Source organism: Bacillus massilinigeriensis, from assembly GCF_900117315.1.
GTDB lineage: Bacteria > Bacillota > Bacilli > Bacillales > Cytobacillaceae > Bacillus_BE > Bacillus_BE massilionigeriensis.
Genome location: NZ_LT630337.1, coordinates 2,047,320 through 2,068,760, shown reverse-complemented (window position 1 = coordinate 2,068,760; position 21,441 = coordinate 2,047,320). Strand labels below are relative to the sequence as shown.

Annotated in this window: 20 protein-coding genes and 13 tRNA genes; 20 read left to right on the top strand and 13 right to left on the bottom strand. The window is 35.4% G+C overall.

Annotated features, from left to right (window positions below; genetic code table 11):
* Positions 1-30 precede the first annotated feature (30 nt).
* From BQ6100_RS10295 to BQ6100_RS10220, 16 genes are all read left to right on the top strand, one after another.
* A tRNA-Lys gene (locus BQ6100_RS10295) sits at positions 31-106 on the top strand.
* Between the two features lie 19 nt (positions 107-125).
* Positions 126-207, top strand: a tRNA-Leu gene (locus BQ6100_RS10290).
* 8 nt (positions 208-215) lie between these two features.
* Positions 216-290 (top strand) — tRNA-Gly (locus BQ6100_RS10285).
* A gap of 17 nt (positions 291-307) precedes the next feature.
* A tRNA-Arg gene (locus BQ6100_RS10280) sits at positions 308-384 on the top strand.
* 17 nt (positions 385-401) lie between these two features.
* Positions 402-477, top strand: a tRNA-Ala gene (locus BQ6100_RS10275).
* Positions 478-504: 27 nt separating this feature from the next.
* A tRNA-Met gene (locus BQ6100_RS10270) sits at positions 505-581 on the top strand.
* A 9-nt stretch (positions 582-590) separates the two neighbouring features.
* Positions 591-683 (top strand) — tRNA-Ser (locus BQ6100_RS10265).
* A gap of 477 nt (positions 684-1,160) precedes the next feature.
* A tRNA-Phe gene (locus BQ6100_RS10260) sits at positions 1,161-1,233 on the top strand.
* A 12-nt stretch (positions 1,234-1,245) separates the two neighbouring features.
* Positions 1,246-1,329 (top strand) — tRNA-Tyr (locus BQ6100_RS10255).
* A gap of 33 nt (positions 1,330-1,362) precedes the next feature.
* Positions 1,363-1,438 (top strand) — tRNA-His (locus BQ6100_RS10250).
* A 42-nt stretch (positions 1,439-1,480) separates the two neighbouring features.
* A tRNA-Gly gene (locus BQ6100_RS10245) sits at positions 1,481-1,554 on the top strand.
* 9 nt (positions 1,555-1,563) lie between these two features.
* A tRNA-Ile gene (locus tag BQ6100_RS10240) sits at positions 1,564-1,637 on the top strand.
* Positions 1,638-2,165: 528 nt separating this feature from the next.
* Positions 2,166-2,240: transfer RNA gene (locus tag BQ6100_RS10235), tRNA-Asn, on the top strand.
* Between the two features lie 498 nt (positions 2,241-2,738).
* Positions 2,739-3,131, top strand: a complete 393-nt coding sequence (locus tag BQ6100_RS10230; protein ID WP_084780320.1) for a response regulator — start codon at positions 2,739-2,741, stop codon at positions 3,129-3,131.
* Positions 3,124-4,053, top strand: a complete 930-nt coding sequence (locus tag BQ6100_RS10225; protein WP_075981564.1) for a hypothetical protein — start codon at positions 3,124-3,126, stop codon at positions 4,051-4,053. The genes BQ6100_RS10230 and BQ6100_RS10225 overlap by 8 nt, the downstream gene beginning before the upstream one ends.
* Before the next feature lie 183 nt (positions 4,054-4,236).
* Positions 4,237-5,178 (top strand): cation diffusion facilitator family transporter, encoded by a 942-nt coding sequence (locus BQ6100_RS10220; RefSeq protein ID WP_075981563.1) that lies wholly within the window; start codon positions 4,237-4,239, stop codon positions 5,176-5,178.
* Positions 5,179-5,254: 76 nt separating this feature from the next.
* Here the strand turns inward: BQ6100_RS10220 and BQ6100_RS10215 are convergent, their stop codons facing one another.
* The 6 genes from BQ6100_RS10215 to BQ6100_RS10190 all read right to left on the bottom strand — a co-directional run bounded on the left by BQ6100_RS10215 (position 5,255) and on the right by BQ6100_RS10190 (position 11,325).
* Positions 5,255-5,884, bottom strand: coding sequence for a hypothetical protein (locus BQ6100_RS10215; RefSeq protein WP_075981562.1), 630 nt, complete (start codon positions 5,882-5,884; stop codon positions 5,255-5,257).
* A gap of 154 nt (positions 5,885-6,038) precedes the next feature.
* A complete protein-coding gene (locus tag BQ6100_RS10210; RefSeq protein ID WP_075981561.1) occupies positions 6,039-7,388 on the bottom strand; it encodes a hemolysin family protein in 1,350 nt (449 codons plus the stop codon).
* 66 nt (positions 7,389-7,454) lie between these two features.
* Positions 7,455-7,886, bottom strand: a complete 432-nt coding sequence (locus tag BQ6100_RS10205) for a MerR family transcriptional regulator (protein ID WP_075981560.1) — start codon at positions 7,884-7,886, stop codon at positions 7,455-7,457.
* 341 nt (positions 7,887-8,227) lie between these two features.
* Entirely contained in the window at positions 8,228-9,571 is a 1,344-nt protein-coding gene (locus BQ6100_RS10200) for a hemolysin family protein (RefSeq protein ID WP_075981559.1), read from the bottom strand.
* Between the two features lie 256 nt (positions 9,572-9,827).
* Positions 9,828-10,370 carry a GNAT family N-acetyltransferase gene (locus tag BQ6100_RS10195; RefSeq protein ID WP_075981558.1) on the bottom strand — a complete coding sequence of 181 codons (543 nt, stop codon included), beginning with the start codon at positions 10,368-10,370 and terminating at the stop codon, positions 9,828-9,830.
* Between the two features lie 73 nt (positions 10,371-10,443).
* Positions 10,444-11,325 (bottom strand): cation diffusion facilitator family transporter, encoded by an 882-nt coding sequence (locus tag BQ6100_RS10190; RefSeq protein WP_075981557.1) that lies wholly within the window; start codon positions 11,323-11,325, stop codon positions 10,444-10,446.
* Between the two features lie 273 nt (positions 11,326-11,598).
* On the opposite strand from BQ6100_RS10190, the gene BQ6100_RS10185 reads away from it, so the two are divergent.
* Genes BQ6100_RS10185 through BQ6100_RS10175 form a run of 3 tightly spaced genes read left to right on the top strand, consistent with a single transcriptional unit; the run spans position 11,599 to position 13,998 of the window.
* Positions 11,599-11,823 carry a FeoA family protein gene (locus BQ6100_RS10185; RefSeq protein WP_075981556.1) on the top strand — a complete coding sequence of 75 codons (225 nt, stop codon included), beginning with the start codon at positions 11,599-11,601 and terminating at the stop codon, positions 11,821-11,823.
* Positions 11,823-13,829: a ferrous iron transport protein B gene (gene feoB, locus BQ6100_RS10180; protein WP_075981555.1), complete on the top strand. Its 2,007-nt coding sequence runs from the start codon at positions 11,823-11,825 to the stop codon at positions 13,827-13,829. Before BQ6100_RS10185 ends, feoB begins: the two co-directional genes overlap by 1 nt.
* 16 nt (positions 13,830-13,845) lie before the next feature.
* On the top strand, positions 13,846-13,998 hold the full coding sequence (locus BQ6100_RS10175) for a FeoB-associated Cys-rich membrane protein (RefSeq protein WP_075981554.1): 153 nt from the start codon (positions 13,846-13,848) through the stop codon (positions 13,996-13,998).
* A gap of 418 nt (positions 13,999-14,416) precedes the next feature.
* On the opposite strand, the gene BQ6100_RS10170 is transcribed toward BQ6100_RS10175, so the two are convergent.
* On the bottom strand, positions 14,417-14,620 hold the full coding sequence (locus BQ6100_RS10170) for an alpha/beta-type small acid-soluble spore protein (RefSeq protein WP_075981553.1): 204 nt from the start codon (positions 14,618-14,620) through the stop codon (positions 14,417-14,419).
* 366 nt (positions 14,621-14,986) lie between these two features.
* Between BQ6100_RS10170 and BQ6100_RS10165 the strand changes: the two genes are divergently transcribed.
* Positions 14,987-15,229 carry a hypothetical protein gene (locus BQ6100_RS10165; RefSeq protein WP_075981552.1) on the top strand — a complete coding sequence of 81 codons (243 nt, stop codon included), beginning with the start codon at positions 14,987-14,989 and terminating at the stop codon, positions 15,227-15,229.
* A 37-nt stretch (positions 15,230-15,266) separates the two neighbouring features.
* Here BQ6100_RS10165 and BQ6100_RS10160 read toward each other — a convergent pair whose 3' ends face one another.
* The 6 genes from BQ6100_RS10160 to BQ6100_RS10135 all read right to left on the bottom strand — a co-directional run bounded on the left by BQ6100_RS10160 (position 15,267) and on the right by BQ6100_RS10135 (position 21,440).
* On the bottom strand, positions 15,267-16,364 hold the full coding sequence (locus BQ6100_RS10160) for an ABC transporter ATP-binding protein (protein ID WP_075981551.1): 1,098 nt from the start codon (positions 16,362-16,364) through the stop codon (positions 15,267-15,269).
* A gap of 119 nt (positions 16,365-16,483) precedes the next feature.
* Positions 16,484-17,389 carry a PucR family transcriptional regulator gene (locus BQ6100_RS10155; RefSeq protein ID WP_075981550.1) on the bottom strand — a complete coding sequence of 302 codons (906 nt, stop codon included), beginning with the start codon at positions 17,387-17,389 and terminating at the stop codon, positions 16,484-16,486.
* Positions 17,390-17,509: 120 nt separating this feature from the next.
* Positions 17,510-17,722 (bottom strand): YheE family protein, encoded by a 213-nt coding sequence (locus BQ6100_RS10150; RefSeq protein WP_075981549.1) that lies wholly within the window; start codon positions 17,720-17,722, stop codon positions 17,510-17,512.
* Positions 17,723-17,813: 91 nt separating this feature from the next.
* Positions 17,814-18,821, bottom strand: coding sequence for a YheC/YheD family endospore coat-associated protein (locus tag BQ6100_RS10145; RefSeq protein ID WP_235816511.1), 1,008 nt, complete (start codon positions 18,819-18,821; stop codon positions 17,814-17,816).
* Positions 18,822-18,988: 167 nt separating this feature from the next.
* On the bottom strand, positions 18,989-20,356 hold the full coding sequence (locus BQ6100_RS10140) for a YheC/YheD family endospore coat-associated protein (RefSeq protein ID WP_075981547.1): 1,368 nt from the start codon (positions 20,354-20,356) through the stop codon (positions 18,989-18,991).
* The gene (locus tag BQ6100_RS10135) at positions 20,325-21,440 is read right to left on the bottom strand and encodes a YheC/YheD family endospore coat-associated protein (protein WP_075981546.1); all 1,116 of its coding nucleotides are present in this window, start codon (positions 21,438-21,440) and stop codon (positions 20,325-20,327) included. The genes BQ6100_RS10140 and BQ6100_RS10135 overlap by 32 nt, the downstream gene beginning before the upstream one ends.
* Position 21,441 lies beyond the last annotated feature (1 nt).

The following is a 21,441-nucleotide window of genomic DNA, read 5'->3' as shown; positions in this document are numbered from 1 at the left end:
TTGTCAAACTAATAATACTATTATTGTTGAGAGCCATTAGCTCAGTCGGTAGAGCATCTGACTTTTAATCAGAGGGTCGAAGGTTCGAGTCCTTCATGGCTCACCATTTATTTAAATTATATAATGCGGGTGTGGCGGAATTGGCAGACGCACCAGACTTAGGATCTGGCGCCGCAAGGCGTGGGGGTTCGACTCCCTTCACCCGCACTTTATTCGCGGAAGTAGTTCAGTGGTAGAACACCACCTTGCCAAGGTGGGGGTCGCGGGTTCGAATCCCGTCTTCCGCTCCAGAGAATCAATTAGAAATGCGCCCGTAGCTCAATTGGATAGAGCGTCTGACTACGGATCAGAAGGTTATGGGTTCGACTCCTGTCGGGCGCGCCATTTATTTCAAACCTTATGGGGGCTTAGCTCAGCTGGGAGAGCGCCTGCTTTGCACGCAGGAGGTCAGCGGTTCGATCCCGCTAGTCTCCACCATAGAAATAATTATTTGAATATTAATTTGGCGGCGTAGCTCAGCTGGCTAGAGCGTACGGTTCATACCCGTGAGGTCGGGGGTTCGATCCCCTCTGCCGCTACCATTTTATGTTGGAGGAATACCCAAGTCTGGCTGAAGGGATCGGTCTTGAAAACCGACAGGCGGGTTAAACCGCGCGGGGGTTCGAATCCCTCTTCCTCCGCCATAAATATTATAAACACATATATATATGGCTCAGTAGCTCAGTCAGTAGAGCACGATCGAATAAGCTACGAAGCATATGCATCAGCGCACAAAACGAAAGACAACTTGAATTAGCTTCTTAGAGTTTTGGGCGAAGGACGAGAAAAAACTAAATTGTAAGGTATTAAATAATACATATGGCTCAGTAGCTCAGTCGGTAGAGCACGGTCGAATAAGCTACGAAGCATATGCATCAGCGCACAAAACGAAAGACAACTTGAATTAGCTTCTTAGAGTTTTGGGCGAAGGACGAGAAAAAACTAAATTGTAAGGTATTAATAATACATATGGCTCAGTAGCTCAGTCGGTAGAGCACGATCGAATAAGCTACGAAGCATATGCATCAGCGCACAAAACGAAAGACAACTTGAATTAGCTTCTTAGAGTTTTGGGCGAAGGACGAGGAAAAACTAAATTGTAAGGTATTAATAATACATATGGCTCAGTAGCTCAGTCGGTAGAGCAAAGGACTGAAAATCCTTGTGTCGGCGGTTCGATTCCGTCCTGAGCCATCTTTTTCATTTGGAGGGGTAGCGAAGTGGCTAAACGCGGCGGACTGTAAATCCGCTCCCTTGGGTTCGGCGGTTCGAATCCGTCCCCCTCCACCATTGGTTTGATTTTTCACTATTGCCATGAATATGGCGGTCGTGGCGAAGTGGTTAACGCATCGGATTGTGGCTCCGACACTCGTGGGTTCGATTCCCATCGATCGCCCCATCATATTATTGTAGTCATTTTTAATTTTAATTAACTTCATATGCGGGTGTAGTTTAATGGTAAAACCACAGCCTTCCAAGCTGTTGTCGTGAGTTCGATTCTCATCACCCGCTCCAAACATTTATGGGCCTATAGCTCAGCTGGTTAGAGCGCACGCCTGATAAGCGTGAGGTCGATGGTTCGAGTCCATTTAGGCCCACTTTAATAAAATCAAAAAAATACTTTTCTTTTTTTATATTTTGGGTATAATTATTTTTATAAAGTAAATATTGTGAATAATACATATTATTCCGCAATAGCTCAGTGGTAGAGCAACGAGCAATGCTCCATGAATTAACTTCGAGTTGTACTCATCGAGCTGCTACTTGGTTTAGCTTTCTGAGATGAGGACATTCGGCAAAGTATAGCGTTATTAAGGAAACAATTATTAAATATTCCGCAGTAGCTCAGTGGTAGAGCAACGAGCAATGCTCCATGAATTAACTTCGAGTTGTACTCATCGAGCTGCTACTTGGTTTAGCTTTCTGAGATGAGGACATTCGGCAAAGTATAGCGTTATTTAGGAAACAATTATTAAATATTCCGCAGTAGCTCAGTGGTAGAGCAACGAGCAATGCTCCATGAATTAACTTCGAGTTGTACTCATCGAGCTGCTACTTGGTTTAGCTTTCTGAGATGAGGACATTCGGCAAAGTATAGCGTTATTTAGGAAACAATTATTAAATATTCCGCAGTAGCTCAGTGGTAGAGCATTCGGCTGTTAACCGAACGGTCGTAGGTTCGAATCCTACCTGCGGAGCCATTTTTATTATATTAATAATAAAACCAAGCTTAAATCAACATTGATTAGCTTGGTTTTTTGTTTTATCTTAATATAAAGATTCTGTAATTCACAATTTTTATAGCTCCCTATATTCTTGTATTGATTGGACTATTTTTCCTGAACCATCGCAAGTAGGGCAAATTTTTTTCATTAAAAAATACTTTTTAATGAATCCCTCACCACTACATTTATGGCATAATCCTATTATCTTCAACACTACTCATCTCCTCAAAACTAACTCATTATTATTATGAAATAAAAAGTAATTTTTTATGCAGAAGTCGACAAAATGTATGTTTTTTTCTCATTCATTAAAGGATTTTTCTTACATTATAACGAAGTATTATGATATGGTTTTCTGTATAAGGGAGATTGTTCAACCATTAACAGAATACCCCTTAGCACTACTAGTATTCCATTTTTTGATGTTCGAAGGTAAGAATTAAAAGTTTATCATTTGTTAGGAGTTGAGCATCTTTGGAAAATAATTTAAAAGTTATGATCTGTGATGATTCCATGTTGATTAGGAAAAGATTTATTGGACTGTTAGAAAAGTGTAAATGTCATGACGTACTTGAAGCTGAAAATGGCCAAGTAGCAGTGGATATGGTGAAAGAGCATAATCCTGATATTGTTTTTCTGGATATTGTAATGCCTGATAAGGATGGTATTGAAGCCTTAGAAGAAATAACGCAATATGATTCTAATATCAAGGTGATTATGGCATCATCTGCTGGAACTAAGGAACATTTAAGAAAGGCATTAGAAAAAGGAGCTTATGATTTTATTCAAAAACCTGTCTCTCTTGATGCTGTGACTACAATTATTGAAAAAATCTTAAAAGAAAGAGGGGAGACAGCGCATGTTTAGCCAATATTTTGGCCACTACCTTTTAAATAGTGGTTTTATCACTTCTGAGCAGCTACAGGATGCTCTTGATATACAAGAAACAACACACGTTAAGATTGGTGTAATGGCAGTAGATGAAGGATTTATGACCTCTGAACAAGTTGAAGAGGTTCATGAGAAACAAAAGCAAATGGATAAGCGCTTTGGAGAGATTGCGGTAGATTTAGGCTATATAACCGATTCACAGGTTGAACAAATGCTCTCTTCGCAAAAGCAAGATCATTTATTATTAGCACAGGCTTTAGTAGATAAAGGCTATATGACAATTGAGCAATATTCAAATGCTCTTACTGAATATAAGAGATTACATAGTCTATCTGATGATAAGTTTGAGGCAATCAAGAATGGTGATATTGAAGCATTAGTTGAGAATTCAATTAATCTAGGAGAAACCAGTCATAAGGAGTTCTTGATTAAATACTTATCATTATTTGCAAAAAACATGATTCGATTTATAGATAATCAAGTATATCTAGAAGCTCATAAATGGAAGAAACCTCTTGAGTTCGATTGGGCGGTTCATCAAGATATTGTCGGAGAGAGTACTTTGTACACGGTATTAGCTGCAAATGAAGATACTTTCTTAAAAATTGCATCAGCCTATGCTGAAGAGGAACTTAATGTAGTTGATGAGCTTGCTAGGGCATCAGTGAGCGAATTCTTAAATTTACATAACGGCATTTTCTTGGTAAACATGTCTAATCAGGGTACCGAACTAAATATGAAGCCACAGCAAGTCATGCATATAGCTAAAATTCAGAGTGTGGATTCTAGTTATATTGTTAATGTGGAAACATCTAAAGGTAATTTTGCGCTAATTCTCTCTCTTAATCTTGATGAAATTACCATAAGCCCCAAGGAAGATACAGAACAGCTAGCATAATTATTGAACAAAAAACTACTCATTTTGAGTAGTTTTTTTGTTAATTCTTGATACACTGATAATTATCTAACAAAATGTTGCTTATATTTAATAGCAACATTTTTTGTTGATTTCTGAATAATTATGTAGCATAATTGAAATATGAGCATATACTCATATAGATAAAGTAATGAGGTGACAAAATTGGTTCATAATCATGCGCATTCACATGACAATCATTCCCATTCCCACTCTCATCATGGACATCATCATCATTCAGGAAATAAAAAGGCATTGCTATTTTCATTTATAATAATCGCTTTATTTATGATTGTAGAAATCATTGGGGGATTCATTACTAATAGTTTAGCTCTCCTCTCTGATGCAGGGCATATGCTAAGCGATGCAGCTGCATTAGGTTTAAGTTTACTAGCAATGATTATTGGGGAAAGGAAGGCCACTTATTCAAAGACCTTTGGTTATAAGAGGTTTGAAATAATAGCAGCTGCTATTAATGGAGTGACATTATTAATTATATCGCTTTATATTATGGTGGAGGCCTACAATCGGTTGTTAAATCCTCCTAATGTTCAAAGTGTAGGAATGTTATTGGTGTCGGTATTAGGTTTACTTGTTAATATTATTGCGGCAGTTATTTTAATGCGAGGGGATAAAGAAAATCTTAATATAAGAAGTGCTTTTCTACATGTTATCGGTGATCTCTTAGGCTCTGTTGGAGCGATAATAGCTGCTGTTCTAATTTTTCTTTTTGATTGGAAAATCGCAGATCCCATTGCAAGTATGATCGTGTCTATCCTTATTTTAATAAGTGGATGGAGAGTCACAAGGGAATCGGTTCATATTTTGATGGAAGGGACACCAGCACAGTTTAATATGAGTCGAATCAAGGAGGCGTTATTACAGATTAAGGATGTAAAAGAGGTTCATGATCTTCATCTTTGGTCTATCACGTCCGATTTTCCATCACTCAGCTGTCATATTGTATTATTGGATGGAGGGGAGCATGATCTTGTCCTTCATCAGGCGCAAGCTATATTACATGATCAATTCGCAATTGAGCATACGACGATTCAAGTTGAAGGAGAAAAGAGTGGCTGCCCTAACCATCACGGAAGCTGTAATTAATGATAATTTTCATATAGATGAAAGACCATTGGATTTTAATCTTCCAATGGTCTTTTTCTTTATTCAACTAATTAAATTAGTCCTTTTCCCCAGTAGGTTTAACATCATCTAGGATTTCATTAATTTCTTCATGTATTTGCTGATGATTTAATTGTAAGGTTTGACTAATTTCTTGTAGTGACTGACCCTGTTGTTTTAGTTTAATGATTTCTTCAATGCTTTTGTCACTCAATTCAGAGATAGCAGCTGCAGCGACTAAAAATCGAAGTGAAATTCCATCCTTTATGTATGCATTAATCTCCTCAGGTTTTTTGTCTAAATAATCAGCTAAAACTTGAATAATAGCCGTTTGATTCTTTTTAAAAAATTCACAATTCATTTTCTTGAACCTTTTAAATTCCTCAAAGTTGATTCCGAAGTGTTTAGCTGTAGCTTCCCAGGATTTATTACTTTTTGTGTAATATGAGAGTATCTCATCTATCTCAAAATTTGCTTTTTTGGACATATGTAGAGCAATAAATATCTCTTTTTTTGTATAACCTTGTTTGATGAGATTTTCCATCTTATCATCGTCAATCATAGGTTTATGCATTTGGTGATTAGAGCCTTCACCTTGTGAATCCATATCCTTTGCTGCTAGCATTCCAGGTGTAAAACAAAAGAAACTGATGCACAACACAGTTGTTAACAAAAATATCTTCTTCATGTTTGTCTCTCCTTTGAATATAATGGTTTACTATCATATCTTTTCCAAAAAATGTGAAAAAATAATGAGCAAATTAAGAAGGATTTATTAATTAAGGAACAAAAAAAGGCAGACGCATAGTCTGCCTTTTTTAAGGGTATAGAAAACAATTGTCTTATGATAGTGCTTCAGTCTTTGTTAGCGACATTTGTTGAATGGGTTGTTCTAATTCTTTACTTTTAGAAACCTCAATATACTTAATATGATGTTCATCCATTTCAAGAATTTTAAAGGTATAATGATCGAAATAGATAGTATCTCCCTCTTTGACCTCATAATTTTCAGTCAATACCCATCCACCAATTGTATCTACATCTTCATCATCGATATTAAGTCCTAACAGGTCATTAACTTCGGTAACTAATACTTTAGAATCAATGATATAATGGTCGTCTTTGACTTTTTGAATCATAGGAATTTCATCCATATCGAATTCGTCACGAATCTCACCAACGATTTCTTCTATGATATCTTCAACAGTAACGAGACCAGAAGTTCCACCATATTCATCCATTAATATCGCCATATGAATCCGTTCCTTTTGCATTTTAACAAGTAGGTCATGAATTGGAATAGAGTCAATTACGCGTATGATAGGTCTAGTGTAGGATTCAAGAGTTAAATTTGACATTTGCTTATTTTTTATTAGCTCAGTCAAGATTTCTTTAATATTGACCATCCCAATAATATGATCCTTATCTCCATCAATTATTGGATAGCGGGTAAATTTTTCTTCTTGTACAGCCTCCAAAAATGTTTCAATGGTATCATTTTTTGATAGTGATACAATTTCCGTTCTTGGAACCATAATTTCTTTAGCAATTCGATCATCAAAATCAAAAATTTTATTTACATACTTAAACTCAGATTGGTTGATTTCGCCACTTTTATAGCTTTCAGATAGAATCATACGCAATTCCTCTTCAGAGTGAGCAATCTCATGTTCAGCAGCAGGCTTTAATCCAAATAAACTTGATGTTATGCGAGCTGAACCATTTAAAGCCCATATAAAAGGGAACATGACCTTGTAAAATAAAATTAAAGGCCTTGCCGCGAGCAGGGAAATCGTTTCTGCTTTTTGAATAGCTAAAGTTTTTGGAGATAGTTCACCAACAACTACATGCAGGAATGTAATCAATGAGAATGCAATCACAAACGATAATACATTTGTGATGGATTCAGGTACTTGTAGTTGGATGAATATTGGTTCAAGGATATGCTCAACAGTTGGTTCCCCTAACCACCCAATACCTAATGATGTAACGGTAATACCCAGCTGACAGGCAGATAAATATTCATCCAGGTTGGTAATGACTCTTTTAACAGCTATCGCACCTTTACTTCCTTCTTCAATAAGCTGATCAATCCTTGTACTTCTTACCCTAATGATCGCAAATTCTGAAGCAACAAAAAATGCGGTAAAAGCAATCAAAATGGCAATAATAACCAAGTTTAATATGTCCAAATAAATTTCCTTATCTCGTAATCTTACGAGTAAGGAGTCACCTCCTGATATTGTCAAAAATATAATTTAGCTTGAAATCTTCATTAAAGATTTAATTAATGCTGCACCCTCAGAAGAAAGTTTTTGTGAAAGACATTTCTTTTGCTCGTCATCTAGTTTTTCTAGTAAGGGAACGAGATAGGAAATATCATTTTCTAACTGTTTCATTTGTTGAGTAACAGCATTTATTTGTTTCTCCATTTCACCATTATGAAGATTAGAAGACTTTTTCATTTCTAGCTTTCTCTTAATCTCATCCAGTGGAATATGCATCTTTTTGCATTCACTTATAAATGACAAGTCATATAATGACTCTTCAGAGTATAATCGATAATTTGACTGTGTTCGGTTAGGAATTAACAGTCCAAGACTAGTATAATAATCAATTGTCCTCTTTGACACATTCGCTTTATTTGCTAGTTCACCGATACGATAGACAGCCCCATCATACCACCTCAACTTATCATCCTTAATTTCGCTTATTGGTAAATAACATTGATTAATCTCCTCATAAGGATATGGGATTCACATCGTATGAATCTATACTTGAAAAGAAGACTAATCTAATTATATAGGATATAAAACCGTACAGTCAAACGTGATTGTTATTAGTGTAATCACACGGCTATTTTTGAAATAACCACTAAAAGTTCAGGGATAAGGTGTAATATGGGGTGTAATGATTATCTATAGTTTATGTAGTAAATTATCTTATATGAATAATTATGCTGTAATAAGTTGGAAATTTCAAATAATTTCACAAAAAAAGAGGTGCTTTTCGTTCAGCACCTCTCAATTCACTAGACAATCACATCTGAAGGGACAATTGTTTTGTTTTCTCCATTACTGTCAGGGTCTTTCTTTACTTCAATATACATGATATGGTGGCCTTCAATTTCTTTTACAATGAATAAATAGCCTTCACTTTTTATAATTTCTCCTTGATGAAGATCAAATTTCTGAGTTAATAACCATCCACCAATAGTGTCTACCTCTTCATCATCTAAATTCGTACCTAATAAATCATTTACTTCAGAAATCAAAACTTTTGCATCAATGATGTAATGATCTTTAGCCACTTTTTGGATTAGAGGTAATTCATCTGTATCAAACTCGTCCCGGATTTCTCCGACTATTTCCTCCAAAATATCCTCTACTGTTACTAGGCCCGCAGTACCACCGTATTCATCAGATAATATTGCCATATGTGCACGGTCTCTTTGTAGGATAACAAGAAGGTCGTGAATAGGAATCGATTCGATAACATGCAGGACAGGCTTGATATAATTTTTTAGTGGCTGTTCTTCAGTACATTTATTTTGAATACAGTCAGTCAAGATTTCTTTAATGTTTATTATTCCAATAATATTATCTTTATCCCCATCTGTGACAGGATAACGAGTGTATTTTTCCTCCTGAACCATTTGTAGTATCTCGCTCATCGTTGCATCAACAGCCAGGCTGATCATTTCCGTTCTTGGTACCATGATTTCCTTTGCAATCCGATCATCAAATTCAAAAATTTTATTAACATACTTATATTCATAAGGATTTATTTCCCCACTTTTTACACTTTCGGATAAGATAATTCTAAGCTCTTCTTCCGAATGGGCAATATCGTGATCTGATGCAGGCTCTAAGCCAAATAAGCTTGTAATAAACCGAGACGAATGGTTTAATATCCAAATAAACGGAAACATGATTTTGTTAAACAGAATAAGTGTTTTAGCAAATTTTAGCGCAATCCATTCTGCCTTTTGAATTGCAAATGTTTTTGGAGATAACTCCCCAATAACAACATTTAAGAAGGTAACAATTGAAAAGGCTATGATAAAAGATATTATTTGATTAATGGAAGGACTAAGATTGATCTTTTCAAAAATTGGTTCGAGGAGCGACTGAACTGTCGGTTCTCCAAGCCAACCAAGTCCTAGAGATGCTATTGTTATCCCTAATTGACAAGCAGAAAGATAGGCATCCAAATTGGAAGTAACCTTTTTTGCTGCTGGGGCCTGTGGATGCCCTTCTGCTATTAACTGATCAATTCGTGTACTACGAACCTTAACAATAGCAAATTCGGATGCAACAAAAAAGGAAGTAAAGGCTATTAATACAAGTAGTAATATTACATTGAATAAAACCATGATTTCTTCCTTACGACTAGTAAGGGATTCACCCCCCTGAAGAATACAGATATATGTACTTTTCCCTTATTATTTAATTTTACAATTATAAGCAAAAGCTGACAAATTGTTTTATGCCGAATTCATGACAATAAGGAAAGGTCTCATTCGTATTTAATACAGGGTTACTTCTTGAAATAAAGGATTTATTAGGATGTTGTAATGCGGAAATTTTTTTAAAAGGGTTAGTTAGGAGGGGATGTTCATTAGAATAAAGTTATGAGGTCCATTCTTTGGCTAGCATACTATACAGGATAAGATTATGAAATCGATTGTTTAGTTTTTCTCCATCGCGGATCATTCCCTCCTTAATAAATCCAAGTCTTTCAGGTATTGCCCTACTTTTCCAATTATGTTCTCCACACCTTATTTCTATTCTGTTAAGTTTTAATTCAGTGAATACATAACGAATAAGGGAGTGAACAGCTCGTATCATAATTCCTTTTCTCTGAAATTCATCTCCGAGAAAATAGCCGATACTTGTTTGCGAGTTCGCCCAATCCACGTAGTTAAGACTTATACAACCAACAAGTATGTTTCTGTACCTAATTCCTAAGTTTAAGCTGCTATATTCTGCAAACTGTTGTAACCAAATATATATTATTTGATTATATTGAGCGGATGAAGAAATACTGTCTACCCATGGGAGCCACTTCCGAAGATGATATCTATTTCGATCGACCAGCTGAAATAATTCTTCGGAATGATGAGGTTGCAAAAGCTGTAATTCAATTTCATGATCGACTCTTAAAATAAACATAAACACAATCCTTCCACAAAAAGAAATTTGTGTTTATTTATATGGTGAAATAAAGGAATATTTGACTAAAATTTTAAGCATTTTCTTTAATATGGTAGGGCTCAATATGTATAAAGGCTCGACTTACATTATGTTCATTTAATAATCGTTCCTCAATTTTTTCAGTTATTGCATGACTATCAATGACATTAAGGGAAGGATCAACAATGATGGTTGCTTCAATAAATATTTGGTCACCATGCATTCTTCCTTTTAAATCTTTAATATGGATTACACCGGGGATTAAAGCAATTGTTTTATGTATATTAGATAACAAATTCATATCAAATCCATCGGTAAGGGAGTAGGAAGACTCCATAAAAATATCCCAACCGGTTTTACATATAAGAAAGCCAACGACAACTGATATCACTACGTCTAACCAATCTATTCCAAAATTTGCACCAATAATCCCTATAAAAGCACCAATACTAACAAGAGCATCTGATCGATTATCAAAAGCAACTGCTTTTAAGGAAGTACTGTTAAGTCTTTTCGACAGCTTAAGATTATATAGGGAGACAGAGTACATAATAATAGCACAGCCTAATGCAGTATATCCTGAGATCCAATTTGGGTTGGTCACTTCATTTCTTAGAAAGGCCTGAAATCCGCCAAGGATAACTTGTATTCCAACAGTAAACATAATAAAAGCAGCAATTAAAGAAGAAATAGATTCTACACGAGAATGACCGTAAAGATGATTTTGATCTGGTGGTTTTCTAGCAATTTTTATACCAATTAAAATTGCAACTGAGGAGATAATATCAGTTGAATTATTAAGTCCATCTGCCCATAAGCCTTCTGAATCTCCAATTTTCCCGATTGTAAGTTTTATTATTGAAAGAATGATATACGTTATTAAACTTAGCCAGACACCTCTTTCAGCTAAAAATGATGTCTTCTCACTGTTCATCATGACTACCTCCATCAACTTGCCCATCCAAATAAACCTTATCAAATAAAGTCCGTGTGAGTCTACAGAAACATTGTCGCGCTTAGGAATCACTATTTCCTTAAGAAAAAAATGTTGGACTAGGGAAATTTATTTGCGGTAGAATATACCATTACTTCTTTAATAATTTGTGAATAATAAGGAGAATCGTTCTCACTTAGAAAAGTTTTTAGTATAATAGGATTAGTCATAACGACAGCAGGTATTTCAATAATTTTTTATAGGGTGAGATTCATGTTAGGTCAATTAAATAAAGGTGTTAAGGCAAAAATTAAAAATATATCAAAAATAGACGCTTTAGTTCGAAGAAGATTACTAGACTTGGGAATCACAGAAGGGTCAGAGGTTTGTGTGAAATGTATCATGCCCTTTGGTGGCCCCTTCATGATTGAATCCTGTGGACAATGTGTCGGTATTAGAAGAAAAGAAGCGAACCGTATTGAGGTGGAAAAGCTCTAATGGAAATTGCACTACTAGGAAATCCGAATACTGGAAAAACATCACTGTTCAACAATCTTACTGGTTCATATGAATATGTCGGAAACTGGAGTGGTGTAACAGTTGAAAAGAAGGTCGGTCTTTTTAAAAATAAAAAGGATCGATTAATAGATTTACCAGGTATCTATTCCTTAAATCCATTGTCAAAGGATGAAGGAGTTGTAACTAATTTTTTTCTTACAGAATCTTTTGATAAATTACTAAATATTATTGATGCATCGCAGCTTGAGAGAAATCTTCATCTTACCCTTCAATTAATCGAATTTGGGAAGCCGCTTATCATTGGGTTAAATATGGTGGATGTGGCAAATAATCGGGGAATTCAAGTAAATTCAGATAAACTCTCTAAAATGCTTGGAATTTCTGTTTCTTCTGTTGTTGCAAGAAATGGCAAAGGCTGCGACAAACTAGCTGAGTTAGTTGTAAATAAGCATTCAAATAACCCAAAGACAAACCTAATCTATTACGGAAAAGAAATAGAAAAGGGGATAGAGCAAATAGACCTTCTGCTTAACGGGAAATCAACGCATTCCTCAAGATGGTTAGCATTGCAGTTATTTGAAGGAAACCATTATGTGAAGGAATATCTAACTCAATTCATTAATAGTGAACAATTAAATGAATTGATTTATTCCGTTCAAAATTCGATTCAAGAAAATCATGGTACAAACTCATTAGAACAATATATTTATCAGAAACGAAAAGAATTTATTAATGCTGTTGTCCAAAAATCCACTGAAAAAAATGGACGAGATAATGTTCCTTTATCCGAAAAGATTGATTTAATTGTAACCAATAAAATACTAGGCATTCCAATCTTTTTAATATTAATGTATATCATGTTCATGTTGACGTTTGATTGGCTTGGATTCCCATTGTCTGATGCATTGGATGGATTTATTAGTGGTCCAGTAACAGCTGGGCTTGAAAAGGTTTTAGAACAAATTGGTGCATCGGTATTTATACATGATCTAATCATTGATGGCATCGTTGCTGGTGTCGGTGGTGTAATCGTATTTGTCCCCCAAATCATGATATTATTCTTTTTTATTTCAGTATTAGAGGATTCTGGTTATATGGCGAGAGTTGCCTTAGTAATGGACCGGATCATGGAATCCGTCGGTTTAAATGGGAAGGCCTTTATTCCGATGATCATTGGTTTTGGATGTAATGTCCCAGGTGTTATGGCGGCAAGAACGATAGAAACGCAAAAAGAGCGATTATTAACGATATTATTAACACCATTAATGTCATGTTCTGCTCGTTTGCCTGTGTATGCCCTATTTGTTGGGGTATTTTTTGACCGATATAAGGCTTTAATTGTCCTATCACTTTACGTTCTTGGGATTTTGATTGCATTGATTTTGGCAAAAGTCTTTTCTTCAACCATTTTAAAGGGTGAGACATCTTTATTTGTTATTGAGCTTCCTCCGTACAGGCTGCCACAGGCACAAGCATTATGGAGAAGTACTTGGGATAAAGGGAAGGGATTTCTTCGTAAAGCAGGAACATTTATTTTTGCCGGCTCGGCCTTTATTTGGCTACTATCCTATGCAGGGCCAAGCGGATTCGATGTTGAGATGGATAAAAGCTTTTTAGCCGTGATAGGTGGGGTTATTGCACCACTATTAGGACCAATTGGTTTTGGTACATGGCAAGCAGGCTCCTCGTTAATTACTGGTTTCTTAGCAAAGGAAGTCATCATATCAACGATGAATATTATTTATTTTGTACCGGATGAAACATCCTTACAAGGTGTCATGTCCAATTTCTATACTCCACTTGCAGCATATAGTTTTATGGTATTTATTCTGTTGTATATTCCATGTCTTGCAACAGTTGCAACGATTTATAAAGAAACTGGATCAAGAAAATGGACGTTCTTTTCAATGGGATATGCTTTATGTATAGCTTACTTTGTAACACTAATTATTTATCAGGGTGGAAGGCTTCTGGGATTTTCTTAAACAATGAGGTGAAATGATGATTGTAAATATTGTCATAGGTATGGCTGTGTTTGGATATGCAGGTTGGGCATTGATTAGATTTATTAATCGATCAAAGGAAGGAAAATGTGCCGGCTGTGCTGTGAAAAATTCCTGTTCAACAAATTGTATAGATAAAGTGAAAGAGTAACTAGGAATTTAGGATTCCACTATGGGCTAGTTCATGAAGGGGAATAATAAGAAATAAAGGAAAGTTTTATGTCACAAAAAGTTCAATTTTTCGACATAAAACTTTCCTTTTTTGTCCTATGAACCTCTATTTTTTGTGATATTTTATTGATAATAAGTGTTTTTTCAAAGGGGGAGAAGCAAACATGGAACAGTATGCAATTACTTTAGCTATAGCAAGTATCATGGTGCTTGGATATTATATTGGATGTGCACTTACTAATAAAAAAGCATAAGTTTAAATGAGCTGTTTGCCTGAGGCAAGCAGCTTTTTTGTTTGTTTTTATAATTCAGGTTGAAAGGCCGTAATGAAGGGGCTGGCAATTAGCCAGCCCCAAGCCATTTAAAGTATATAATTATTTAATTTAAAAGGTTACAAATTATTGGAAGCGTCCGCCAAGTGATTGTTCTGCCATTTGTACTAGACGTTTAGTAATTTCTCCACCTACAGAACCATTTGCACGAGAAGTTGTATCTGCGCCAAGGTTTACACCAAATTCATTTGCAATTTCATATTTCATTTGATCTAATGCTTGAGACACTCCAGGTACTAATAATTGGTTTGAAGAATTGTTGTTTGCCATGTTGATGAACACTCTCCTTCATAAGTTTTGTGGACTATTTTGGAATTGAACCAAATTGATTTTTTAAATCAAGCAACTAGCATAGTCCTTGTTCAATAATGATAAAAGGTGGTTGGGTTAGTCGGAGTTGCACCGACGAGATAAAAAATTACCTTCCACTCGGATGAACCCAATTAATTATTTAGAGTTTAAGTTTTTTGTTTATGTAATCATTAGTATGTTAGATTTTTATAGGATTATTCGCTTAAGCTGTATAGGGAATTATTACCTAATTGGAGCTCTACTTTGCTAATACATATGGACTTGAAATAAGACACAAACTAATATCAATCAATCATATATTTTGCAAATGGTGGGGAATTTAGAATGGGTATTTGTCCGGTTTGTAATGGGTTTGAACATATAGATAAGACATGTCCCTCTTGCGGAAATCAGTTAGAGGATTCAGGTCGAATTATGGATTTTTATGATGATTATAGTCCGTATATGCCAATTGATCAAATGAAGCTTGAAGATGGATATCCTAATGATTTTTCAAATAAAGAATGTCCACATTTTCTTACCTGTGCATCATGTGGATACAGCTCTGTGTTGCTAATTAAGGAATAAAAGAAGGGGCTTATCATAAGCCCCTTCTTTCTCTATATTATCTAATTCTCTTTTCAGTTTCTGCATCAAAGAAGTGGCATTTGTTCATATCGAATGCTAATTCAATCTTATCTCCATGATGGATATCTGTACGTGAATCTACACGAGCGACGAAATTATGTCCTTCAAGGCTTGAATAAATCATTGTTTCAGCACCAGTTAATTCAGATACTTCTACTGTAACATTTATTTTTGAACCTTGAGATGCTTCAATAAAGATTGGTTCATCATGGATGTCTTCTGGACGGATACCAAAGACTACTTCCTTACCAACATAACCTTGTTCACGAAGGACCTTCATTTTACCTTCAGGGATAGAAGCTGAAGTGTTTCCAAGGACGATTTTACCTTCTTGAATTGTTCCTTTAAAGAAGTTCATTGCTGGAGATCCAATAAAGCCCCCAACGAAAACATTTTCTGGGAATTCGTAAACATCTTTAGGTGATCCAACTTGTTGAATGACACCATCCTTCATTACGACGATTCTGGTTGCCATTGTCATCGCTTCTGTTTGGTCATGAGTTACATAAATCGTTGTTGTTTGTAAACGTTGGTGAAGCTTAGCGATTTCTGCGCGCATTTGAACACGAAGTTTAGCATCAAGATTGGATAATGGCTCGTCCATTAGGAATACCTTAGCGTCACGAACGATGGCACGACCTAAAGCAACACGTTGTCTTTGACCACCAGATAATGCTTTTGGTTTACGGTTTAAATATTCTTCAAGTCCAAGAATTTGAGCAGCCTCTTTAACGCGACGGTCAATTTCAGGTTTAGCAAACTTTCTTAATTTCAATCCAAAAGCCATGTTATCATATACAGTCATATGTGGGTATAAAGCGTAGTTTTGGAATACCATTGCGATATCACGATCTTTTGGAGCAACATCGTTAACTCGTTGTCCATCAATATAGAAATCTCCTTTTGAAATTTCCTCAAGTCCTGCTATCATTCGTAAAGTTGTTGATTTACCACAACCTGATGGTCCAACGAATACGATAAATTCCTTATCTGCAATATGAAGATTGAAATCCTCAACTGCTGTTACCTTATTGTCGTAAATTTTATAAATATGATCTAGTTTTAATTCAGCCATTTTTGCTACCTCCTAGATTGAACATTGTTGTTGTTATTGACTTAATCTTAACGAAAAGGCTTACAAAATGACAGGTGAAATGTGCACAAAAAAGTCCAGGAGGAAGTTGTGCAAATTGCCTAACTAGGAATGATTTCCATCGCTAGGCACGCAAAATACACGGTAACAGCACTATTGAAATCCTTTAAGTTGATTCCTGTTTTGTCTGTAAATTTATCTATTCGATATTGCAATGTATTTCGATGTACATAAAGCTTTTTAGAAGTCACTGATACATTCAAGTTATTTTCTAGTAACACCTTTATGGAAATGAATAAATCCGGGTCATCCTTAAAGACTTCACCAATACTGGAAAATAACCCATTAGATAACTCCTCAGCCATATGTGCAGTTAGAATTCTCGGGAAAATCTTTTCAAATGAAAATACTCTATTCTGAGGTGAAAGCTCAAGTGCGTAATGAAAAAAGGTTCTTTCCTTTCGAAAGTTTTCAGGATATTCTTTTGTAAGAAAGGTAAACCTTCCACAATAAATAAAAGCGTTAATAAATAAATCGGTTTCAAAAGTTTTACATAATGAATACAAACCTTCCTCATCTAATGGATGCTTTCTTTCTCTTTCTACGATATACAAACGGAACTCGCTTTCCCAAATGATGATGATATCATCTGGAAAAAAACCCTTTATGGCGGATTCAATATCATCAGTATTTAAATCCTTCCCGTTTAGGTGAAAATGAAGAACTCGATATCGAATGTCATTTGAAACAGGAGGCAGTTCTCCATTTTTAAATAAAAATTGATACCAGCTACGGGAGCCTTTGTTATTCATTGGTATGGATTCATGATAAGGAAGAAGTGATTTTAATATAGATAGCTCTTTGTCATGTATGTCCTGGACTGGTATCCCTAACCAGATATCTTCATTAGGTTCCCGGAACCATACATAGTTTTCGGAAAAAAGCTCAGTTGATTGATGACGGATGATGATTGAATTTGGATATAGATGATGTATTTTAGTAAGCATGGACAATGTCTCCAGAAAGTTAATTTATACATAGTATTATAGCAATTTGTATAAAAAAGAAAAAATTCGCAAGTTAAAAGAGATCGATAAATCAGGATCTCTTTTAACTTGCAAAAAAGGTTATTTATCATAAACATGGAAAAGCATGAGCTCATGAATTTGCTCAATTAATTTTTTTTCATCCTCTTCTGCTGGTTTAATGGAAGTCCATTCTATTGAGCCGTTCTGATGGTAAATCCCATTTATCTTTTGTTTTTGATAATAAAAGGAAAAGCTCCAGCCTGGGATTTGTTTGTGTTCAAATAAGGGTTTAAATTGAAAATGGGTGAGCAAGGGTTGCGCCTCCTTTTTAATCGAAAAGAATGATTCTATGATTAATTAAAAATATTATAACATCTAGTTTGAAAAAGGGAGGGAATGCGGTTTATCCAAATCCTGATAGCTGAAAAAATAATTTGCATAGCTTTTCAAGTCTAGAATTTTCAATATGGACCTCATCGAAGCTCATCGGTTTAGAATTCACTTCATATATGACATATTTTCCTTCCGGAGTATGTCCGGCATCAATTGAGAATTCTCCAAAAAAGCCGAGCTTCTCAGATAAGAATATTCCTAATTCCTTTACAATCTTTTCAATGAATTGATCATGGCACTCAGTTTTAAGCAGTTCGTATGGAAGTAATTTACCACCATTAGGGATATGAGTTGTAATTTCCTGAAGTTCTGATTTTCTTATGCCTACCCCTGTAACTCCATAATCCCCATTTTCGTAGTGGGATAAAATGCGAAAATCATAGCGGTGATTATCGATTTTAGATGAAGTCACTTCCTCTTGCACTAAATAAGACTCCAATGTGAAAATTTCATTCATTTGCTTCCAAAAGTCAGAGTAATTATCAAAAAAATGAACATCTTTTATGCTTTGTACCACGATTTTTTCGCTATCGTTTAATGATAATTTGTAAATTCCTTTCCCTTTAGCAGATAATGTGGGTTTTAAATAAACATCTCTGTGTTTTTGGATAAAAGAAAGTAATTGGTTTTCTTCCAGGATAGGTTCTGTATAGGGGAGATATTGATGTAAAGTTGGATGTTCTTTTAATAGAAGATATAATTCATATTTATCAATAAACCCGGGATTAAAAAAAGGAATCTTATGTTTTTGTAAGATCTTGGTTGCCTTAATAAAGGAGTCTGTTTTCTCGATTTTTCGAAAGGGGACACGATTATAAACAAGGTGAGGAAGAGGGGCTTCTACTCTTATCCATTGATCACGATCAGATAAATATAGAAACCCTTTCATTCCTTTATTATGGATATCGTCAGGGGTAAAAACAATCGAGATTCCTCCAAGATTCATTAAGCTATTTTGTAGCTTACGAAAAAGTGGACCGTTTCCTGCAACAGAATAATCTTCCTTTCTGCTAGTCATAATTCCAATGAAGGGGCCGAGATTCCCCTTTTTTTCGCATAGTTGGAATAATGGAGAACGAAGATTAACTGTTTGTGATCTCCCTAGTGGAAGGAGGTTCTTTCCTAAGCTTAAGGTTTTATTATCTATGTGCATCCATTTTTTTTTACGAACATGATAGAAGACGTTCATTTTAATATTTCCTCGGGATGTTCAATAGATTGTTTTGTTAAGAATACTGCAAAGGCAAGCGAAAGCCTTCTTGTCAGGTAATCAAATTTCTTTAAATTAGGATGTTTAAAGATGGATCTACCGGGTTTTGAATTTGCTTCGAATAACCACACCTTTCCTGTACGATCAATTCCCATATCAAAGCCAATCTCACCAATTATCCCTTCCATTTGATTTTCAAGTGATTGGCTTAAATGTAAAGCTGCTTCTGATAACTTTTGAATGACCTCTTCCTTTTCATCAATTAAAGGGAATATTTCATCAATCGACTTAATTGAACCACCGTTATTAATATGTGTTGTGACGCTACCAACTCCTGCTAATTTGGCGGCAATTGCGGATACCTGCCAGTTCCCATTGTCATCTTTATTTGTGTGTACCCGAAAATCCAGTAAGCGATTTTCTGTTTTAATTAATTTCACTCCCTGTTGCACAAGAAAGTGAGAAAGGTTTCGTTTCTTAAACACAAAATTAAATAGCGATTCTAGGCTAGAGAACTTGAATAGTTTGTTCTGATATTCCTGATTTCGATAGCGACAATAATAGACCCCTTTTTCCTTATCGAAAATAATTTGATGTACTCCAAGACCAAGGCTTCCGTTAATCGGTTTGACAAACACTTGACCATAGTCTGACAATAACCGTTCGACTAAAGAAATGGAGGTGAGTGGGAAGGTCTCGGGTAAATAATGAGCAACAGATTCATCGCCTGTAAGCCGTTCAAATACATCTAATTTATTAAAAAATCCCGGATTGTACCAAGGAATTAAATACTCATCCTGCAATTTTTCCTTAACCTTTTTAAAATTGCTTCTCTTTTCACTTCTGCGGTTAGGTAATCGGTCATAAATCACATTTGGAAATGGAACCTCTATGGTTTTCCATTCATTTTGAAGAAGGAAAAGTCCACTGATGGTGCCTTGCTCCCAATTAATATGTTGTTCACCAAAAACAAAGACAAGAGCTCCCACCGATTTATGCACAGAAAGTAATTTTGTAAAGAAGGAGGTTCTTTCTCCAATTGGTCTCTGTTCATAAGGAGTAAATCCAGATGTAAAGATTCCAACTAATGGGCCAATATATAGGATGTTTTCATGAGCAAATACATGTAAAGTTCCATCGAAAAAAGGATACTTAAGGGCATTAGCCACTGATTCGCTTATAGTTAAAGAATTTTCCACATTTATTTTTGGGGTGGAGAATTGTGCCTCCACAGCGAATGTTCCAAAGGCAATTTTATGAAAATGTTTATCCTTAAATTCTTGTGGGAGATAGACCACTTTTTTGTCTCCCTTAATGGTATTTATTCGATACTTTTTCCTCACCAGACTTTTCCTCCTTATCTCGAACCTCAGAATGTTGAATTGCCTTAGAATATAGTAATGGAGTAGTGTAGAGGGATTCCTTCAATTCGGGATGGGTATCTAAGAGCCCTTTTCTTCCAGGCTTCGAGTTGATATCGAGAATCCAAAGTGAACCATTTCTGGCAAAGCCTATATCTACACCAATTTCAAATAGGCGATTAAAGGATTGTTCTAAAAGAGAGGGGAGAGTAGTTAATATATCATTTAATTCCTCTAGTAAATAATTTCTTACCTTTAATGGTTGACCTTCTATCCATTGATCAAAATCGATAGAGGAAGCTCCAGCCTGAAGATTTGAAATAAGGCCACCTTTTTCACCTTGACGGATGGTTTTTCCGACGATTGTCCAGTCCCCTGTGGCGTCTTTTTGAATAAGAGTACGAATATCAAAAGGTTGATTATCCATATTAGTTAGAGACAAATACGGCTGCATTAAGTAATTCCTTTGGGAAAGAAGACGATTCAACCATAGGCTAAATTGCTCTTCTTTAGAAAACAAATGGGATACATGTTGACTATTTTTATCTGTTTTTACCACTATCCCAGCATCAATTTTTTCTAAGTAATAAATATTAAATCCACCTGAGCCTGAAACGGGTTTAATGATCATGGGCTGATTCTTAGCAAGGAATTTAGACAGATGACTAGAGGATTGGATAATCTCTGTTTTAGGTAAATAGGCTTCAAGCTTGGACTGTGATAATACGGAATAAAGCTTAAACTTGTCAGGAAGACCATATCCTAAAAAAGTAACATCACGACGAGTTTTTAACCAGTTGACTATTGATTGGCATTGCCTCGAATGAATATCATCGATGTAAAAACAGCGATCATATAATATATCGGGTAGTTTAAATTCATCAGTCATCCATTTTTTTTGGCCATCATTGTAAACTTCACCCTTCACTTTTTCAGTTAATGGATTGATATTTGATGGAATAAATCTGTAGCATGTTATTCCTAGTGGCTTGGCACGGCTTGCAATTTCTGAAAAATATTGTGTTTCACTGAATAGGCTTAATGTCATAAATCCAAGCGAAAGCATT

Excerpts from the sequence above, each read along its gene's own strand:
- feoB (WP_075981555.1), top strand. The coding sequence starts at position 11,823 with ATGGAAATTGCACTACTAGGAAATCCGAATACTGGAAAAACATCACTG.
- BQ6100_RS10190 (WP_075981557.1), bottom strand. The coding sequence starts at position 11,325 with ATGAACAGTGAGAAGACATCATTTTTAGCTGAAAGAGGTGTCTGGCTA.
- BQ6100_RS10165 (WP_075981552.1), top strand. The coding sequence starts at position 14,987 with ATGGGTATTTGTCCGGTTTGTAATGGGTTTGAACATATAGATAAGACA.
- BQ6100_RS10195 (WP_075981558.1), bottom strand. The coding sequence starts at position 10,370 with ATGTTTATTTTAAGAGTCGATCATGAAATTGAATTACAGCTTTTGCAA.
- BQ6100_RS10185 (WP_075981556.1), top strand. The coding sequence starts at position 11,599 with ATGTTAGGTCAATTAAATAAAGGTGTTAAGGCAAAAATTAAAAATATA.
- BQ6100_RS10135 (WP_075981546.1), bottom strand. The coding sequence starts at position 21,440 with ATGCTTTCGCTTGGATTTATGACATTAAGCCTATTCAGTGAAACACAA.
- BQ6100_RS10170 (WP_075981553.1), bottom strand. The coding sequence starts at position 14,620 with ATGGCAAACAACAATTCTTCAAACCAATTATTAGTACCTGGAGTGTCT.
- BQ6100_RS10160 (WP_075981551.1), bottom strand. The coding sequence starts at position 16,364 with ATGGCTGAATTAAAACTAGATCATATTTATAAAATTTACGACAATAAG.
- BQ6100_RS10225 (WP_075981564.1), top strand. The coding sequence starts at position 3,124 with ATGTTTAGCCAATATTTTGGCCACTACCTTTTAAATAGTGGTTTTATC.
- BQ6100_RS10145 (WP_235816511.1), bottom strand. The coding sequence starts at position 18,821 with ATGACTAGCAGAAAGGAAGATTATTCTGTTGCAGGAAACGGTCCACTT.
- BQ6100_RS10200 (WP_075981559.1), bottom strand. The coding sequence starts at position 9,571 with ATGGTTTTATTCAATGTAATATTACTACTTGTATTAATAGCCTTTACT.
- BQ6100_RS10175 (WP_075981554.1), top strand. The coding sequence starts at position 13,846 with ATGATTGTAAATATTGTCATAGGTATGGCTGTGTTTGGATATGCAGGT.
- BQ6100_RS10155 (WP_075981550.1), bottom strand. The coding sequence starts at position 17,389 with ATGCTTACTAAAATACATCATCTATATCCAAATTCAATCATCATCCGT.
- BQ6100_RS10215 (WP_075981562.1), bottom strand. The coding sequence starts at position 5,884 with ATGAAGAAGATATTTTTGTTAACAACTGTGTTGTGCATCAGTTTCTTT.